Here is a 16,884-nt window from a genome sequence, read left to right on the forward strand (position 1 = left end):
TTTGTTAGCAGGACTCCTCTTCGATGCGCTTCACTACTGTGATATTAAGTTCACTCAGTATAGCATGATTTGACTGGGAATACAATATGAAAATAGCAGGTGCTTTCCTTGCATCCTGACGAAAAATATGCTACGCTGTAAAAACCAATAAACAAACTATGTTGATGAAGCGGACTTGCTGATACTGCCATTTATGCCCTGCGCTGCTCGGCCGCACAGGAGATAAAACTTGGAGGTCTTTCCGCTCTTGATATTCGAAGGCGGGGAAAACCTTTCAGTGAAAATTTGGCCGGACAGTTCGGAATACGGTGCTTCCCCGTTTTTTTAGCCGGGGGAGCCGGGAAGGAAGCACTGAGATGCGCTTGGAATTTGAGAAGCTTTTGAATGCGATTCGGGCGGGAGAAGCGGCGTCTATGCCGTTTGAGATTGAGGGCGACACATACCTGCGCACATTTAGTCCGAAGGAGCGGCTGATTTTGCTGGGCGGCGGGCACATTGCCCAGCCGCTGTGCCGCTATTGCGCCGATATCGGTTTTGCGGTGACGGTTGTGGATGACCGGACATCCTTTGCCAATCACACGCGGTTTCCGGAAGCGGCAGAGGTGATTTGCGGTGCGTTTTCGGATGCAATCGGAAAGCTTGCAATTACGAAGCGGGACTATATTGCCACCATCACCAGAGGGCACCGCCATGACGCGGACTGCCTGCGGACCATCCTGCACGGCAAATTTCCCCGCTATCTGGGGATGATCGGCTCGAAACGGCGGGGCATAGAGCTGCTCCGTCTTTTGGAGGAGGAGGGCTTTCCCCGCGCTGCGCTGGATCGGATTCATACGCCCATCGGTGTGGATATCAATGCGCTTACAGTGGAGGAAATCGCAATTTCGATTACAGCCGAAGTCATTCAATCCAGACGGAAGGATACGCCCCGCCGCTCAAAAGCCCAGCTGCTTGTCACAGAGGACATCAACCTTCCGCTGCTGGAGCTTCTGGCAAATGGGAAAACGCCAAAGGCCTTGCTGCTTGTCTACGAAACTGAAGGGTCCACGCCGGTGAAAGCCGGAGCCATGATGGCGGTGGACCAGAGCTTTCGGGCGGTGGGGACGATTGGCGGCGGATGCAGCGAAAACGCTGTTCTAATGGATGCGTACCGCTTGGTTGGGACAGGCCGCAGTCAATGCGTTACGGTGGACATGAGCAATCACGCGGAGGATGAGGGCATGGTCTGCGGCGGGCAGATGAAGGTGCTGATTCAGGATATATGAACTCCCCGTTGGCGGAGCTTGGGGCCGATGGATTGAAAACGCAGGAAGTTAGGATATAAGGAAGTATGTTAAATCAATTTTCAAGAACGCAGCTTTTGCTGGGCGCGGACGGAATGGAAAAGCTGTCCGCGGCGCGGGTGGCGGTGTTTGGCATCGGCGGCGTGGGCGGGTATACGGTGGAGGCTCTGGCGCGCAGCGGCGTGGGGACGCTGGATCTCATCGACGACGACCGGGTCTGCCTTACCAATGTCAACCGGCAGATATTTGCCACGCGTAAAACCGTTGGGCAGTATAAGGTGGATGTGGCGCGGGAGCGCATTCTGGAAATCAATCCGGACGCGGTTGTACACACCTACAAGACCTTTTACGCGCCCCAGACGGCGGCGCAGTTTGACTTTGCGCAATATGATTATGTGGTGGATGCGATTGACACCGTGACTGGAAAGCTGGAGCTGGTTGAGCAGGCGCAGAGCGCCGGCGTCCCCATCATCAGCAGCATGGGGGCCGGAAATAAAATGGACCCCACGGCTTTTGAGGTGACGGATATTTATAAGACCACTGTTTGCCCGCTGGCCCGCGTGATGCGGCGGGAACTGAAAAAACGGGGAATCAGGAAATTAAAGGTGGTCTACTCCCGGGAACCGGCGATGACGCCCATTGACGACATGACCATTAGCTGCCGGACCCACTGCATCTGCCCGCCCGGAACGGCGCGCAAATGCACCCAGCGCAGACAGGTGCCGGGCAGCAACGCGTTTGTTCCGCCGGTGGCGGGACTGATTCTTGCCGCAGAAGTGGTGAAAGACCTCTCCGGGGTGGGGAAGTGAACAGAAATTCATTTAACGCGCTTTCCAAATAAATTAAAAGACCCCTGACGGATTGTTGAAGAGCATATTCGCTTCATCAATCCGTCAGGGGCCTCGTTTTTTAGAACAGGTTCTTGCTGAAATACCGATCTCCCCGATCCGGGAAAATCACGACAATGTTCCCCTGCTGTACGTCCGACGCAAGCTTCAGCGCCGCCGCCAGCGCGGCGCCGGAGGAACTGCCCGCCACAACACCCTCTTTTCTTGCCAATAGACGGGCAGTGTCAAACGCCTCCGTATCTCCGACTTTCATCACCCGGTCCACCAGAGAACTGTCCATGGTTTTTGGAATGAAGTCGTTTCCAATGCCTTCGATGTCATAGTCGCGGTGTTCTCCGCCGCCAATAGTAGAGCCGATGGGGTCCGCCAGAATGCCCTGAATGTGGGGATTTTGCTCCTTCAAATAGCGCATGACTCCACTGAAGGTACCTCCGCTGCCCGCGCCTGCCACGAAGTAATCGATGTTCCCGTCCAACTGGCGGTAGATTTCCGGGCCTGTTGTCTCGTAATGAGCCAGCGGGTTGGCCGGATTTTCAAACTGCCTGAGCGAGATGGCACCGGGAATGGTGGTCAGCATTGCTTCCGCTGTTTGCGCCGCCTGCTGCATGCCGCCTTCCCTGGGCGTGGAAACAACTTCTGCGCCCAGTGCCTTCATAACAGCCTGCTTTTCCATGGAAAACTTGCCCGGCACCACAAAAATAACCCGATAGCCCTTATTCAGCGCCGCAACGGCAATGCCGATGCCCGTGTTGCCCGCGGTTGCTTCAACAATCGTGCCGCCGGGGAGCAGACGACCGCTTCTTTCCGCTTCTGCCACCATGTATTGTCCGACGCGGTCCTTCACGCTTCCCGCCGGATTGAAAAGCTCCAGCTTGGCAAAGAGGCCCACTCCCTCCGGAACGTCCAGATGGTTCAGCTTGAGCATCGGCGTTTTGCCGATAAAAGCCTGAATGCTGTCCGCAAAGTTCATGCTTGCACCTTTCCCGCCGCCTGAATTGCCTGCTCCAAATCCGCCTGGATGTCCTGTACGCTTTCAATTCCAACCGACAGTCGAATTAGTCCGTCCGTGATGCCCACCTTTTTCCGTATTTCCTCTGGAATGGCGGCATGGGTCATGGTGGCGGGGTGGCACACGAGGGATTCCACGCCACCGAGACTTTCCGCAAGCGTGACCAGACGAAGGCTACGAAAAAACACACGGACGTCATAGTCTGCATGCAGCTCAAAGGAGATCATGCCGCCTGCTCCGGACGCCTGCGTTTGTTGGATGGCATAGCCGGGGGCACGCTCCAGCCCCGGGTAGTAAACGTGCTTTACTGCGGGATAGGTCTCCAGCCAGCGGGCGATGGTCTGCGCGTTGGCAGTATGCCGATCCATGCGCACGCCCAGCGTTTTGATGCCGCGCAGCATGAGGAAGGAGTCGAACGGACCCAAGACTCCGCCGGTGGAGTTTTGCAAAAAGTAAAGCCGGTCGGCCAGTGCCGGGTCTTTGACAACCACAAAGCCGGAAATTACGTCGCTGTGCCCCCCGAGATACTTCGTGCCGCTGTGAATCACAATATCCGCGCCAAGGGAAAGCGGCCTTTGCAAATAGGGCGTCATAAAGGTGTTATCCACAATCACCAGCTTCCCATGCTCGTGGAAAAGCTTGGAGACTGCGGCGATGTCGGTCACGGTCAAAAGCGGGTTTGCCGGGCTTTCGATCAAGACGGCTTTTACGTCGGGCGTCAGCTTTTCGGGGAGAGCGGACAGGTCCGTGGTGTCGATGATTTCATAGGTAATGCCGAAGTTTTTAAAAACCTTGTCCAGAACCCGGAAGGTTCCGCCGTAGACATTGCTGGACAAAAGAAGTTTATCCCCCTGCTGAAAAAGGCTTAAAACCGCGGTGACCGCCGCCATGCCGGAGGCAAAGGCCAACCCGTGGGAGCCTTCCTCCAAATCGGCCAGAAGCTGTTCAAGCGCGGCGCGGGTGGGGTTGCCCGTGCGGGAGTATTCCCAGATCGGGGTTTCCCCCAGCCCTGTTTGACGATAGGTAGAGGTTTGATAAATGGGGACATTGACGGCCCCGGTTGCGGCGTCTCCGTCAATTCCGCCGTGGATTAAAAGGGAATCAAGCTGCATAGACATTGTTCACAATCCTTTCTTTCATAAGCAGGTAAAAAGCGGACGCATCTTTTAGATGCATCCGCTTTGAAATCATTTGGGTTTCCAAATGAATTTCGATTAAGGAGCGCAGAAATGCACCGCTGTATTCCGTTGACGGAGACAACAGCGGCAAGCTTTTTCAATGTGGTTCAGTATCATCATAACTACACCTCGCAAAATCCGATTTTGATAAGGTATTATAAAAATACCACCAATTAACCTATTTTGTCAATAGGTTAATTGGTAGAATAAAGGGAGCGGAGAAAATAACCGGCGTTATGGGCGGGAGGAAAAGCGGGAGCCTCGATAAATACGTAATACGGTAAGTTAGAGACGACCCGTAAATTGCAATCCGGCGACAAAAAATCTATTGACAAAACGGGTAGTCACTGTTATACTTCATTCAACCTATTTACTAAGTAGGTTAATTACAAAAGGAGGGCACACACGATGCATCAGGTATTTCAAGACTTGCTTCGCAGTAATTTTCGATGTGGACGAATGCTATGCTCCCGGGCTGGTGATATGGCTGGGTGTTTTAGTGCGCCCTTTGTTCGCTGTTGATAGGCGAATTTTTCTGCCATGCGCTGTCCGGGAGCTAAAATGAGGCCCCGGGCATTTTTGTTGTCAAAATTAGAAAATGATTTCATTTATAAGGAGATTTTTATTATGAATAAGCTAAATACCATCCGTTTTCTTGCCCTGTCCTCGGCGCTCACGCTGGCATTGACCGGATGCGCAAATCAAGGCGGCGCACAAAGCTCCTCTGCGGCGCAAAGCGCACAGGGGTCCCAAAGCAAAGAAGCGGATGTAGTGACATACCGCGTTGCAACCGAAGGCGCGTATGCCCCATTTAACTATGTGGGGGCTGACGGAAGCCCCGATGGCTACGATATCGCGGTGGCAAAGGCTGTGGATGAGCTGATTCCAGAAATCCAGTTTGAGTATCAGGCGGTGGAGTGGTCCTCCATTTTTGCGGGGCTGGAGGCCGAGAAGTACGACCTGATTGTCAGTCAGGCGGCGAAGACCCCTGAGCGGGAGGAAAAGTATCTCTTTGGCGACACGGCCTATACCTGGGGCATCGGCGCGATCGCATATAAAACCGGACGCACCGATATCAAGAGCATGGACGATTTGGCGGGGAAAACCGTTACGGTGGGCGTGGGCAGCTCCAACGCCAACATCATTGAAACTTGGAATGCGGCGCACGGAAATGTCGTGAATGTCACTTACGGCGATGGCGATATCTCGAAGGCGCTGCTGGATGTGCAGGAGGGCCGGGTGGATGCGACGCTGGTCAGCCCGGTGACGGCCGGACTGATTGTGAAGGAGCAGGGACTTGACGTGGAGTTTGCGCTTCGCAACGACGACACGGTGAAGCCGGTTTACTGGCTGTTCAATCAGAATGAGGATGGCGAATATCTGAAGCCTCTGGTGGACAAAGCGCTGCAAACTCTGCTGGATAACGGAACTCTTGCGGAGTTGAGCAACACCTATCTTGGCGAGGATTATTCCACGCAGGAAGCGGTGCAAGCCCGTATTAACTGAGTTTTGGGGGTGCGTGGACTTGTTTAGCTGCGCACGGATTACCTTGGAATTTCAGTGATTTCTGCATAATGAAGCGGGCGGCCACAGTCTCAGCGCGGCATTTGGGCGTATGGAAGCAGATGTCTTTCACCGCGATCAGAAAGGACTATCTCTATGGGAAAAGTGTTTGACCTTCAATTCATGGTTTCAACCGTACCTGAAATCATCTCATATCTGCCTGTTACGCTGAAGATTGCGGCCTGCTCGGGAATTATAGCTCTTATACTGGGATTTGGCGTGGCGTTTGTCCGGTATTTTAATATCCGTATCCTCTCGCCCTTGTGCAAGCTTTACTTATCCTTTGCCCGGGGGACACCGGCCATGGTACAGCTTTTGGTGGCCTATTACGGGATTCCGGTTTTTTTGCGCAGCCTGAACGAACAGCTTGGAAGCAATTTGTCAGTCAACGGGATTCCCGCCTCTGTTTTTGCCGTGGTGGCTCTGTCCCTGAACAGCGGCGCGTTCATGTCGGAAACCATTCGCAGCGCGATGCTCTCCGTTGACGCCGGGCAGCTTGAAGCCTGTTACAGCGTCAATATGACGACGCGGCAGGCGCTGTTCCGTGTGGTTCTCCCTCAGGCGTTTACAGTTGCGCTGCCGCCGCTTGGAAACTCTTTTATCTCCCTGCTGAAGGAAACCAGCCTGATTTTTAATATTTCTGTAATTGAAATGATGGCCGCCGCCAAAATCGTGGGGTCGCGTTCCTTCCGCTTTTTCGAGGTATACATTGTGGTCGCTCTGATTTACTGGGGCTGCTGCATCGTGTTGGAGTATCTGTTTGGCTGTTGGGAAAAGAGAGTGCGCAGGTACGAGAGGAGGGCCGCGAAGTGATTCACATTAGAAATCTTAAAAAGCAGTTTGGCGAAAACGTGATTTTACGGGGAATTGATTTGGATATCCGGCAAGGCGAGATTGTCACGATGATCGGCCCGTCCGGCGCAGGGAAAACCACGCTTCTGCGGGCAATCAACTGGCTGGATGCGCCCGACGAGGGGCAAATCGAACTCAACGGCGCTGCAATAGACGCAAAAACCGCCACCAAAAAGCAGATTTCCGGTTTGCGCGGCAAATCGGCCATGGTGTTCCAGCACTATAATCTGTTCCGCAACAAAACTGCCTTGGAAAATGTGACGCAGAGCCTGCTGTGCGTGAAAAAAATGAACAAACAGGACGCCATTCTCCGGGGCAGACAGCTTCTGGACAGGGTGGGCCTTTTGAACAAAGCGGATGCCTACCCTGACTTTTTATCCGGCGGACAGCAGCAGCGGGTTGGAATTGCCCGGGCGCTTGCCGTGGACCCCGACGTGATTTTATTCGACGAGCCGACAAGCGCGCTGGACCCTGAGTGGGTGGGCGAGGTGCTGACGGTGATGAACGAAATCGCAAAGGACGGCATGACCATGATTGTCGTATCCCATGAGATGCGGTTTGTGCGCAGCGTTTCCACCAGAGTGATTTTACTGGACGAGGGCGTTATTTTAGAGGATGGCACACCGGAACAACTGTTTTGCCGCCCCCAGCACGAGCGGACCAGACTGTTTCTCCGTCAGGCGCATCTGGGAATAGCCGCAGGAGAGTGATATGATGAATGTAAACGAAATGAAACCGGCGGATTTGGAGTTTAAGGAAAACCTGAAAGAGCACTTTAAGTGGTTCCATCGCCACCCGGAGCTGGCGATGGAGGAGCGTGAAACAACGCGGAAAATTAAAGAAATGCTGTCCGAAATTGAAGGAGTCGAGTTGCTGGAACTGGGCCTTCCGACGGGGGCGCTGGCAAGAATTGTTGGAAACGCACCGGGACCCGTGATTGCCATCCGCGCGGATATTGACGCACTTCCGATTACAGAGGCCAGTGAGCTTGCCCACAGCTCTGAAAACGCGGGACGCATGCATGCCTGCGGACATGATTTTCACACCACCGCCCTATTGGGCGCGGCGGCGCTTTTGGCAGCGCAGCGGGAATCCCTTTCCGGAACGGTGATGCTGCTGTTCCAGCCGGCGGAGGAGGCGAAGCATGGCGGAGAAAAGGTGGTGCAGACCGGAATATTTAAGACCTACGGGATTCAGCGGATTCTTGCCCTGCACGTTCGCAGCGGAATGCCGGTGGGCACCATCGGAATCTCCGGCGGGCCTTTTTCCGCCGCCGTGGACCGGTTTGTTATAAAGATTAGCGGCAAGGGATGCCACGGCAGCGCGCCGCAGGATGGGCTTGACCCTATTCCCGCCGCCGCGCGGTTGATTGGCTCACTTCAGGAAATTGTCAGCCGTGGAATCAGTCCACGCGAATCCGCTGTGGTCAGCGTTACCCGGGTTACTTCCGGCACAAGCTGGAACATTATTCCTGAAAGTGCTGAATTAGAGGGCACCGTGCGCAGCTTTGCTCCGGCAGTTCGGCAGACGATTGTGGAGAGCATGGAAAAAAAGCTGAATGGGCTGCAAGCTGAAGGATATCAAACGGAGTTTCAATGGCTGCCCGGCTGTCCCGCCACCAATAATGATGGAGACTTGGCGGAATTGATTGCGCAAACGGCCCTGAACAATGGATTTACAGTCGTTCCGCAGCACCCCGAGATGGGAGGAGAGGATTTTTCCTGCTATCAGGAGTTGATTCCCGGCGCGCTTTTCCATGTGGGAATCGGGGATACCTTCCCCCTGCACAATGCGGGCTTTTCCGCCGATCTGTCGGCGCTGGCGCCCGCCGCCCGGCTGATGGCCCGGATTGCCGTGGAGACGATTGCTGATGATAAGGAGGGATAGAGATGCCTAAATTATTTTACCCCGACTTTTTTAATGATGTGTTTGGCCCCATCATGCAGCCCGGCTCCAGCGGCAGCTTTGCCGGAACCAGCCGGGTGGGCCGCATCGCCAGATATACTTTGAAGAGTGAGCCAAAGCGGGTGCGCATCCTGTTCAACCCCGGTGACCATCACATGAACTCCCTCGGCAACATGATGGATGATCGCGGCTATTTGGGTGGACTTCAGAATTTTTCCACCGACGATATCCGATTGTTTGATGCGCATGAGCTGGCCCGTCAGGCGGGAATCTCTTATGAATTCGGCGAGCTTTCGTCAGACAACAGTTGGCCCGGAAGCACCACCTTTGAGCTTGTGGGCGCCGAGGGGGACACGGCCGTGCTCACGGCCCGCTCAATCGGCGGGGGCATGGTCAGCACCTACTCAATTCATGGCTTTCCCGTTGCGTGGCAGGCCGATACGTTTGCCCTGCTTGCATGGGGCGGTGAGCATGCGTTTTTGCATGAAACGGAGCAAAGACTGCGGGAGCGTCTTCACGATATTCTTGGAGCCGCCTACTATGAGGACGGTCAGGGGCGGTCCGCACTCTTCGTGGAATTCTCATCATTGCCTGATGAAAACGCATTTGACGAGATTTTTGCGGACAGGGCAGAATGGAGGCTTTTGCCCGCGCTGCTCCCCGTCGTTACCACGAAAAATCGCAAGCCGCAGCTATTTAAAAATGTTCAGGAATGGCGGCAGGTTTCGGAGGAACGAGGCATTAGCTTCGTTCAGGCGGCAATTGAGTACGAAAAAGGGTTTTCCGGATGGACGGACCAGAAGGTCTGGGACTATTTTGAGAAAATCAACGACATTCTTTTTAACCAGATTCACTCGCTGGAGACGGTCGGATACGACCGGGCAAAGGACACGCCAAATCTTCCGATTTACGGCCGCGCGTGGAATCGGTATCTCCAATCCGGAAAAGCACTGGAAGACCCCATCACCCGGCATATCATCACGCATGCCATGTCCACCAATGCAAAGCTTCCGGGCACAAAGATTGTTCCGGGACCCATGGGAACCGGCGGCGGCTACTTGTACAGTGCGATTGATGCCGTTCGGGAAGCGCATGGGTTCAGCCATGAAAAGGTGATTGAGGGCTTGATTGTCGCCGCCGGACTGGGGGCAATCGCGTTCACCAATGCGCAGGCCAGCGGTAATTCCGGCTGCGTCGGAGAATCCGGAATTTGCTGCGCCATGGGCAGCGGAGCCATTACCTGGATGGCGGGCGGAGACGGGCGTCAGGTGGAGCATGCGGCTTCAATGGCCTTGCAGGCGAACCTTGGAATCCCCTGCGATCCGATTCCCGGCGGCAAGGAGTTTCCGTGCATCACGCGCACAATCCGTGCTGCGGTAACGGCTCCCCTGTATGCGGACCTTGCGCTTTCGGGAATTGATCCCCTAATCCCTTACCATGAGGTGCTTTTGGCCATTGAGGAAAATCGGAAAAACACCTCTGAGAGCATGCTGCACTGCGGCATCAATGCGGCGCCCTGCGCAAAGCAGTGCCAGGCCTGCTTCCAAAGCGAACAGATGGCGGATAAATTGAAGTATGAGGCGGGTGCTTCCCGCTGAGTGCGCAAAGTGCAGAATAAAGCGCCGGAAACCCAGCAATCATGCGGGTTTTCGGCGCTGCGCCACTGCACCGGCCTGGCACATCGCTCCTGAAAATGATTGTTTCCCTCGGCGTGCTTAACAAGAAGCAAATTAAATACCAGAAGATGGCCACGACGAAAATTGCTAGTGGTACGAAAACAAAAAGCCCTCCAAAAAGGAGAGCTTATGCAGGAAGAATATTATGAGTGGAAGATGAATTGGAAGGCAGAATAATCCTATTTCTGTTTACGCAGATACGGTTTTTTTACGTCTGTCATGTCCAATAGATAATCGATACTAGTATTAAAAAAGACAGACATTTTCTTGAGAACTTCAATTGGAATATTGATTTTCCCTAACTCATAATCAGAATATGTCGTTTGTGCTATGTTCAATATTTACGCAATTTGTTTTTGGTTTAAGTCTTTATCTTCACGCAAATCTCTCATATGCTGATGCATTTTATCACCCCAACACAATTAAAACATAACGGTAATACCGTTATCGATTTTTAACGGTATTTACGTTATAATGTGCAATGAGGTGAGGAGTATGCCAGACTATCAAAAGATGTACCATGTATTATTCAATAAAATCACAGACGTTATTGGTGAACTAGAATCCATACAGCGGCAGACAGAGGAAATATACATAAGCGGTGAGGAGCAAATTATTGAGCTATCCATTGTAGAAAATAAAAAAGAGGACAGTGTTTCCACTATCCCGCAAAAATAATTTTGTTATCAAAATGTTATCACCGCACAAAGCAAAAGACCACAAACCCGCATTACACTTGGGTTTGTGGTCTTGGTTTTTGTCTAAAAGCTTATTCCCATTCGATGGTGGCGGGGGGTTTGGAGGTAATATCGTAGACAATGCGGTTGATGTGGGGGACCTCGTTAACAATGCGGGTGGAGACGCGATCCAATACATCGTAGGGAATGCGGGTCCAGTCGGCCGTCATGAAGTCCGTGGTGGTCACGCTGCGCAGAGCCAGCGTGTAATCATAGGTCCGTCCGTCGCCCATCACGCCCACAGAGCGCATATTGGTGAGCACCGCGAAATACTGGTTCATGGAATCTTCCAGCTTGGCCTTTGCCACCTCGTCCCGGAAGATGAAATCCGCAAGGCGCAGAGTGTCCAGCTTTTCCTTCGTGATTTCTCCAATCACCCGGATGGCAAGCCCGGGACCGGGGAAGGGCTGGCGCATCACCAGATATTCCGGCAGGCCCAGCTCCCGGCCAAGGCCGCGGACCTCGTCCTTGAACAGCATCCGCAGCGGCTCGATAATCTCCTTGAAGTCCACGTAGTCGGGCAGGCCGCCGACATTGTGGTGGCTCTTGATGGTGGCGGAGGCGCCCAGACCGGACTCGATCACATCAGGATAAATGGTGCCCTGCGCCAGATAGTCCACCTTGCCGATTTTCTTGGCCTCGGCCTCGAAAACGCGGATGAACTCCTCGCCGATGATCTTCCGCTTGCGCTCCGGTTCGGTTTCCCCTGCAAGCTTTCCTAAAAACAATTCCTCGGCATCGGCACGGATAAAGTTGATATCCCACTTTTTAAAGGCAGCTTCCACCTCGTCGCCCTCGTTCAGGCGCATGAGGCCGTGGTCCACAAATACGCAGGTGAGCTGCTTGCCCACGGCTTCGGCAATCAGCGCCGCAGCCACAGAGGAGTCCACTCCGCCGGAGAGAGCCAGCAGCACCTTGCCGTCGCCAACCTTCTCCCGGATCTGGGCCACGGCGGTATCCCGGTAGTCTCCCATGGTCCAGTCGCCCGTCGCGCCGCAGACCTCATAGAGGAAGTTGCGGATCATATCGGTGCCGTGCTGTGTGTGGTTCACCTCGGGGTGGAACTGGACGCCGTAAAAGCCCCGGCTTTCGTCGCAGATGGCAACGGTGGGGCAGGCGGCGGAGTGAGCCACGAGGGAAAATCCATCGGGGACTTTTTCCATATAGTCCCCATGGCTCATCCATGTGACGCCCTCTTTGTCAAGGCCCTTGAAAAGCTTGCAGTCCGTCTCGAAAAATGTGTCGGTCTTGCCGTATTCCCGGGCGGTGTCCTCGGTGCCGGCGGTGACGCGTCCGCCCAGATGATGGGCCATGAGCTGGCAGCCGTAGCAAATGCCCAAAATAGGAATACCCAGTTCAAAAATGGCCGGGTCCACCTGCGGGGAGGCGGGGTCATACACGCTGCTGGGCCCGCCCGTAAAGATGATGCCGATGGGCTTTTCGGATGCAAGCTGGGAAAGGGGGGTGGTATAGGACTTTACCTCGCAGTATACATTGCACTCCCGGACGCGGCGGGCGATGAGCTGGTTATACTGCCCGCCAAAGTCCAAAACAATGACCTTCTGCATATCAGTCGTCCTCCCGGAATACGATGTTGCCCGGCTCGGCGGATTCAATGATGGCAAGGGACTTCAGGTTCATCCCCGCAGCGCGCAGTCGGTCGCCGCCGCCCTGAAAGCCCTTCTCCACGGCGCAGCCGATGCCAACCAGAGTGGCCCCGGCGCTGGTGACAATGTCGCACAGGCCCCGCATGGCTTCTCCGTTGGCCATGAAATCGTCCACAATCAAAACCTTATCGTCGGCGTTGAGCCATTCCTTATTTACCAGCAGGGTCACCTTTTTCTTATAGGTATAAGAAAAAATATCGCTCTGGTAAAGTCCGCCCTCGATGTTGTCGCTCTTTGCCTTTTTTGCGAAAATCATGGGCTTGTTGAAGCGCTGGGCGCAGATGGCGGCCAGCGCGATGCCGCTGGCCTCGGCTGTGAGAATCACGCTGACCTGATCCATGTCAAAGTGACGGCCAAATTCCTCGGCGATGTGGACCATGATGGTGGGGTCCACCCGGTGGTTCAAAAAGCCGTCCACCTTGATGATGTTACCGGGGAGAACTTTGCCCTCCCTGACGATGCGGTCCTTCAATTCCTGCATGTGATGATATCCCCCTCTTTCAATTTGTCCCCCATGGGGAGACGGGCGGTTTTCGACCGATTCTATTATCACTCTATTATTATAGATAGACAGCAAATTTGCAACTGTTTTTACAGAACAAAATATGGATGTTGCAGAGACAATGCTTGTGGATTTTGTCTTTACGCGGCAAATCGCGGTTTGTGGGGAGGGCTGAGATTCGGTTTTCTGCGTGGCACTAAAAAAGGAAGCGTAAAAAAGGCAGGGACATCAGAAGACGTCCCTGCCCTGTGTGCAATTATTTGCCCTCGGCGGCGTCGGCGGCGGGGCTGAGCCAATCGCCCTGAAAATCCTCGATGCTGCCCGCGTCGGTCAGGGCCGCGAGGGCCGGATCGACGGGCATCTGAGAAAGAAGCTTCAGGTTGTGCCGCGCGGCGGCTTCGGAGGTTTTCCCCTCGCCAAAAAGATAGATTTTCTTTCCGCAGTCCGGGCAGGCCACATAGCTCATGTTCTCCACCACGCCCAGAATGGGAACTTCCATCATCTCCGCCATCTTCACGGCCTTTTCCACCACCATGCTCACCAGCTCCTGCGGAGAGGCCACCACAAGGATGCCGTCCAGCGGAATGGACTGGAACACGGAGAGGGACACGTCGCCGGTTCCCGGGGGCATATCCACAAACAGATAGTCCACGTCCCAGATTACGTCCGTCCAGAACTGTTGAACCACGCCGGAGATCACCGGGCCGCGCCAGATAACCGGGTCTGTCTCGTTATCCAGCAGCAGGTTGACGGACATAATCTCAATGCCGGTTTTGGTCACGGCAGGGAGGAGGGAGTGTCCGTCGCTCCGGGCCTTTTCATGGATACCGAAGGCCTTGGGGATGGAAGGACCGGTGATATCGGCGTCCAGCACGCCGACCTTGAAGCCCCGCCGACGCATAGTCACCGCCAACTGGCTGGTCACCATGGATTTTCCGACGCCGCCCTTACCAGAGACAACGCCAAAAACCTTCCCGATGCGGCTTTCGGGATTGGCCTCCTTCAGAAGGGACTGGGGTCCCTGACGCTCCGCGCAGCTTTCGCCGCAGGCGGAACACTCGTGGGTGCATTCACTCATGTCAAAACTCCTTTTGCCATATTATAAGGTGTCGGCGGGAAAGTGAGGCCCGCCTCTATCAATGCAACCGTTATCTTATACCTCAGACGGGTCGTTCGTCAACCTTTGAACGGAAACCTCCGGATCGTCTGCGAAAAAGGCGGCTTCCCGGCTGTGGCAGGTGAAAAGAAGAAGCTGGCGCTTTTTTCCCTCCTCCTTTAAAAGCCGCAGAGCGGACGCGCAGCGGGCGTCGTCGAAATTTGCCAGCGCGTCGTCCAACACCAAAGGCGGGGGGTCCATATCCGGCAGAACCAGCTCGCAGATGGCCAGCCGCGCCGCCAGATACAGTTGGTCCCCCGCCCCCGCCGAGAGCAGCCCCGCGTCCCGCCACACCGTGTCTCCCGTCGGCTCGGCGGAGAGGTGGAACGACCGGTCCAGAACCACGCCGGAATAAGCCCCGCTGGTAAGCGCGGAAAAAAGCTCCGCCGTCCGGCGGCCCAGCAAGGGAGAGAAGCGGTTTTGCAGTGCGGCATTGGCGCCGTCCAGCGTCTCCATCGCCAAAGCGATGGACTGATATTCGCCTTCCAACACATCTATTTGCAAGCGAAGCTGCTCTGTCTGCGCCTCCAGCGCTTCCCGCCCGCCAAGGGCGGCGATCTGGCCGGTAAGGCGGTCGGCGGCGGATTGGGCGGCGGAGAGAGCGGCTTTCACAGAAAGAAGCTCGGTATTCAGCGCTTCCCGGCTTTGGGAGGGGGGCGCGGAGGGCTCTTCCGCAGAAGGGTTCCGGTCGGGAATCTGGCGGCACATGGTTTCGTACCGCAGTCGGGCGGCTTCCGCCGCACTTTCGGCGGCGGACAGCTCTCTGCGTCGAACGGCGCATTCTCGCAGCGCCGCGTCGGCGGCCGGAATGTCAAAGGCGGCGGGGGAAAAACGGCGGACCTCCAGCAAGATTCCCTGTTCGTTGGAGGTGAGGGAGGCGTACAGCGCGTCATAAGTGGCGGTGGCCTTCACCACCGCGTTTTGGGCCTCGTCCCGGCGGCGGCAGGCGGCGGCGTAGTCGTCCGCCAGAGCGGCAAGTTCCTCGGCAGAGGATGCGCCGTAGGCGGAGAGGTAGGCGGAACGACGTTTCTCATCGGCTTTTTTCAGGGCGAAGCCCACGATCAGCCCGCAGATCAACCCCAGCCCGCAGGCGGGAGCGGCAATTTGCCACATCGGAAGGGGGGCGGTTAGAAGCTCATGGAGCAAAACGCCCAGCGCCAGTCCGCCGACCAACAGGACTACCGGGAACAGCCACGTGTTTTTCCGCCGCTCGGGTATATTCGCGGCGGCTCTTTGTGCCTCCTCCGCGGGTTTTCCCGCGAAGGGGCTTTCGCTGACGGCGGTTTCGGCTTTCACGCCCGCCTTCATGGCTGCGTCCTTTTCCGCCATGGCGGCATTCACGCTTTTGCGCACGGTTTCCAGATTGACAATGGCCCCCCGGAGACGGCCGATGGTTTCGTTTTCCGGAAGACGTGCCTCCTCCGCCCTGTGGCGGAGATTGACGGCGGTTTGCTCCGCGGCTTCGGCGGCATCCTCGGCCTCAGATAAAAGGCGGCGCTCCTTAGATGCGTCCCAGAGGGCGTGAAGCTTTAAAAGCCGGGATAGCTCTGTTTCCTGCTCCGCCAGACGGAAGAGCTCCCGATGCTGTTCGGCCAATTGGGCTTCCGCCCCCGTCAGAGCCTCCAACTGACGGACGGTGTCCGCCAGCTCCAGTTCCAGCGCGGGAAGCCGTCCGGTTTTATTGTGGCGGCGGCGGTTTAGCTGCTTATTCAGAGCCGCGGCGGCCTCGGAGTAAGAGGTGTCCTCTTCGCCGGTTGTGATGAGGGCGGCAATGCGTTTTTCAAGTCCCGCGTCCTGTGTCACAGGCAACCCTGCCTGACGGATAAAGGCGCTGCGCTCGTATACCTCCCGGCTGACGCCCAGAAGGGTCTCTCCACAGTTTTGCCCGGTTAGGCCGGGATAATCGTCCATGGTTCCCGCGCGGACCGCCTTAAAGTCCCCGAGAGGGGCGGTCTGGCGTTTCGTCTCCCGGAGCAGCGTCAGCTCGTTACCGCCGACGCGGCAGTCCAGCCGGCCCGCCATGGCCGCGCCGCTCCAGGGAGCGTAACGGTTTTTGTCGGCAATAAAGCCCACGCGGTCCCGCTCCCGGCTGTTGATACCATATAACATAGAGAGCAGAAACGCGCACCAGGTGGATTTGCCGGTTTCATTGGGAGCCTGTATAATGTTCAGCCCGTCGGAAAGATGAAGAGTCCGCTGGCTCAGTTTTCCGAAGGTGGCGCTCATACGATGAATGCGCAGGTAGATCACCTCTGTTTCGTAAAATTCAAACAACCACATCATACCATATACAATTAGAAAAACCCAGAGACATTTTGAGAATTGCGTTTAAAAAGGCGCGGTATGAGGCAAGATAATGGCTGGTATAAAAAAAGTGGAAAACATGTAAAAACCGTATTGACAAACTAAGTGGGGTATGGTAGTCTAACAAAGCTGTCCGGGAGGATGGCGAGGGACTTGAAAAGAATGGTTAAGGACTTGAAAAAAGTACTTGACAAACTATGGGAA

At 55.3% G+C, this 16,884-nt stretch carries 15 protein-coding genes; 8 read left to right on the forward strand and 7 right to left on the reverse strand.

Annotated features, from left to right (window positions below; genetic code table 11):
- The first annotated feature begins 356 nt into the window (after positions 1-356).
- Positions 357-1,265, forward strand: a complete 909-nt coding sequence (locus B2W96_RS04195; protein ID WP_293008861.1) for an XdhC family protein — start codon at positions 357-359, stop codon at positions 1,263-1,265.
- Positions 1,266-1,330: 65 nt separating this feature from the next.
- Positions 1,331-2,092 carry a tRNA threonylcarbamoyladenosine dehydratase gene (locus B2W96_RS04200; protein ID WP_293008863.1) on the forward strand — a complete coding sequence of 254 codons (762 nt, stop codon included), beginning with the start codon at positions 1,331-1,333 and terminating at the stop codon, positions 2,090-2,092.
- Positions 2,093-2,192: 100 nt separating this feature from the next.
- On the opposite strand, the gene B2W96_RS04205 is transcribed toward B2W96_RS04200, so the two are convergent.
- Together B2W96_RS04205 and B2W96_RS04210 are read right to left on the reverse strand one after the other, a co-directional pair.
- Complete coding sequence (locus B2W96_RS04205) at positions 2,193-3,101, reverse strand: PLP-dependent cysteine synthase family protein (RefSeq protein ID WP_293008865.1); 909 nt, start codon at positions 3,099-3,101, stop codon at positions 2,193-2,195.
- The gene (locus B2W96_RS04210) at positions 3,098-4,252 is read right to left on the reverse strand and encodes a trans-sulfuration enzyme family protein (protein ID WP_349680132.1); all 1,155 of its coding nucleotides are present in this window, start codon (positions 4,250-4,252) and stop codon (positions 3,098-3,100) included. The genes B2W96_RS04205 and B2W96_RS04210 overlap by 4 nt, the downstream gene beginning before the upstream one ends.
- Positions 4,253-4,945: 693 nt before the next feature.
- Here B2W96_RS04210 and B2W96_RS04215 point away from each other — a divergent pair.
- From B2W96_RS04215 to B2W96_RS04235, 5 genes are all read left to right on the forward strand, one after another.
- Positions 4,946-5,824, forward strand: coding sequence for a transporter substrate-binding domain-containing protein (locus B2W96_RS04215; RefSeq protein WP_293008869.1), 879 nt, complete (start codon positions 4,946-4,948; stop codon positions 5,822-5,824).
- Between the two features lie 153 nt (positions 5,825-5,977).
- The gene (locus tag B2W96_RS04220; RefSeq protein WP_293008871.1) at positions 5,978-6,694 is read left to right on the forward strand and encodes an amino acid ABC transporter permease; all 717 of its coding nucleotides are present in this window, start codon (positions 5,978-5,980) and stop codon (positions 6,692-6,694) included.
- A complete protein-coding gene (locus B2W96_RS04225; protein ID WP_293008873.1) occupies positions 6,691-7,443 on the forward strand; it encodes an amino acid ABC transporter ATP-binding protein in 753 nt (250 codons plus the stop codon). Before B2W96_RS04220 ends, B2W96_RS04225 begins: the two co-directional genes overlap by 4 nt.
- 1 nt (position 7,444) lies before the next feature.
- Positions 7,445-8,620 carry a M20 metallopeptidase family protein gene (locus B2W96_RS04230; RefSeq protein WP_293008875.1) on the forward strand — a complete coding sequence of 392 codons (1,176 nt, stop codon included), beginning with the start codon at positions 7,445-7,447 and terminating at the stop codon, positions 8,618-8,620.
- A 2-nt stretch (positions 8,621-8,622) separates the two neighbouring features.
- A complete protein-coding gene (locus B2W96_RS04235; protein WP_293008877.1) occupies positions 8,623-10,236 on the forward strand; it encodes an L-serine ammonia-lyase, iron-sulfur-dependent, subunit beta in 1,614 nt (537 codons plus the stop codon).
- Between the two features lie 257 nt (positions 10,237-10,493).
- Here B2W96_RS04235 and B2W96_RS04240 read toward each other — a convergent pair whose 3' ends face one another.
- Positions 10,494-10,652: a helix-turn-helix transcriptional regulator gene (locus tag B2W96_RS04240; RefSeq protein ID WP_312159749.1), complete on the reverse strand. Its 159-nt coding sequence runs from the start codon at positions 10,650-10,652 to the stop codon at positions 10,494-10,496.
- 157 nt (positions 10,653-10,809) lie between these two features.
- Between B2W96_RS04240 and B2W96_RS04245 the strand changes: the two genes are divergently transcribed.
- Positions 10,810-10,992, forward strand: a complete 183-nt coding sequence (locus B2W96_RS04245; RefSeq protein ID WP_293008879.1) for a hypothetical protein — start codon at positions 10,810-10,812, stop codon at positions 10,990-10,992.
- Between the two features lie 91 nt (positions 10,993-11,083).
- Here the strand turns inward: B2W96_RS04245 and guaA are convergent, their stop codons facing one another.
- From guaA to B2W96_RS04265, 4 genes are all read right to left on the reverse strand, one after another.
- The gene (gene guaA / locus B2W96_RS04250) at positions 11,084-12,619 is read right to left on the reverse strand and encodes a glutamine-hydrolyzing GMP synthase (RefSeq protein ID WP_293008882.1); all 1,536 of its coding nucleotides are present in this window, start codon (positions 12,617-12,619) and stop codon (positions 11,084-11,086) included.
- Position 12,620: 1 nt separating this feature from the next.
- Positions 12,621-13,199 carry a xanthine phosphoribosyltransferase gene (locus tag B2W96_RS04255; protein ID WP_293008884.1) on the reverse strand — a complete coding sequence of 193 codons (579 nt, stop codon included), beginning with the start codon at positions 13,197-13,199 and terminating at the stop codon, positions 12,621-12,623.
- Between the two features lie 277 nt (positions 13,200-13,476).
- On the reverse strand, positions 13,477-14,298 hold the full coding sequence (locus B2W96_RS04260; protein ID WP_293008886.1) for an Mrp/NBP35 family ATP-binding protein: 822 nt from the start codon (positions 14,296-14,298) through the stop codon (positions 13,477-13,479).
- Between the two features lie 75 nt (positions 14,299-14,373).
- Positions 14,374-16,659 carry an ATP-binding protein gene (locus tag B2W96_RS04265; protein ID WP_293008888.1) on the reverse strand — a complete coding sequence of 762 codons (2,286 nt, stop codon included), beginning with the start codon at positions 16,657-16,659 and terminating at the stop codon, positions 14,374-14,376.
- Positions 16,660-16,884 lie beyond the last annotated feature (225 nt).

This window comes from Oscillibacter sp. UBA6647 (assembly GCA_002455655.1).
Classification (GTDB): domain Bacteria; phylum Bacillota; class Clostridia; order Oscillospirales; family Oscillospiraceae; genus Oscillibacter.

Bases quoted from the DNA above. Each gene is read 5' to 3' on its own strand.
- B2W96_RS04220 (WP_293008871.1), top strand. From the start codon at position 5,978: ATGGGAAAAGTGTTTGACCTTCAATTCATGGTTTCAACCGTACCTGAA.
- B2W96_RS04235 (WP_293008877.1), top strand. From the start codon at position 8,623: ATGCCTAAATTATTTTACCCCGACTTTTTTAATGATGTGTTTGGCCCC.
- B2W96_RS04210 (WP_349680132.1), bottom strand. From the start codon at position 4,252: ATGCAGCTTGATTCCCTTTTAATCCACGGCGGAATTGACGGAGACGCC.
- guaA (WP_293008882.1), bottom strand. From the start codon at position 12,619: ATGCAGAAGGTCATTGTTTTGGACTTTGGCGGGCAGTATAACCAGCTC.
- B2W96_RS04230 (WP_293008875.1), top strand. From the start codon at position 7,445: ATGATGAATGTAAACGAAATGAAACCGGCGGATTTGGAGTTTAAGGAA.
- B2W96_RS04255 (WP_293008884.1), bottom strand. From the start codon at position 13,199: ATGCAGGAATTGAAGGACCGCATCGTCAGGGAGGGCAAAGTTCTCCCC.
- B2W96_RS04260 (WP_293008886.1), bottom strand. From the start codon at position 14,298: ATGAGTGAATGCACCCACGAGTGTTCCGCCTGCGGCGAAAGCTGCGCG.
- B2W96_RS04245 (WP_293008879.1), top strand. From the start codon at position 10,810: ATGCCAGACTATCAAAAGATGTACCATGTATTATTCAATAAAATCACA.
- B2W96_RS04195 (WP_293008861.1), top strand. From the start codon at position 357: ATGCGCTTGGAATTTGAGAAGCTTTTGAATGCGATTCGGGCGGGAGAA.
- B2W96_RS04215 (WP_293008869.1), top strand. From the start codon at position 4,946: ATGAATAAGCTAAATACCATCCGTTTTCTTGCCCTGTCCTCGGCGCTC.
- B2W96_RS04200 (WP_293008863.1), top strand. From the start codon at position 1,331: ATGTTAAATCAATTTTCAAGAACGCAGCTTTTGCTGGGCGCGGACGGA.
- B2W96_RS04265 (WP_293008888.1), bottom strand. From the start codon at position 16,659: ATGATGTGGTTGTTTGAATTTTACGAAACAGAGGTGATCTACCTGCGC.
- B2W96_RS04205 (WP_293008865.1), bottom strand. From the start codon at position 3,101: ATGAACTTTGCGGACAGCATTCAGGCTTTTATCGGCAAAACGCCGATG.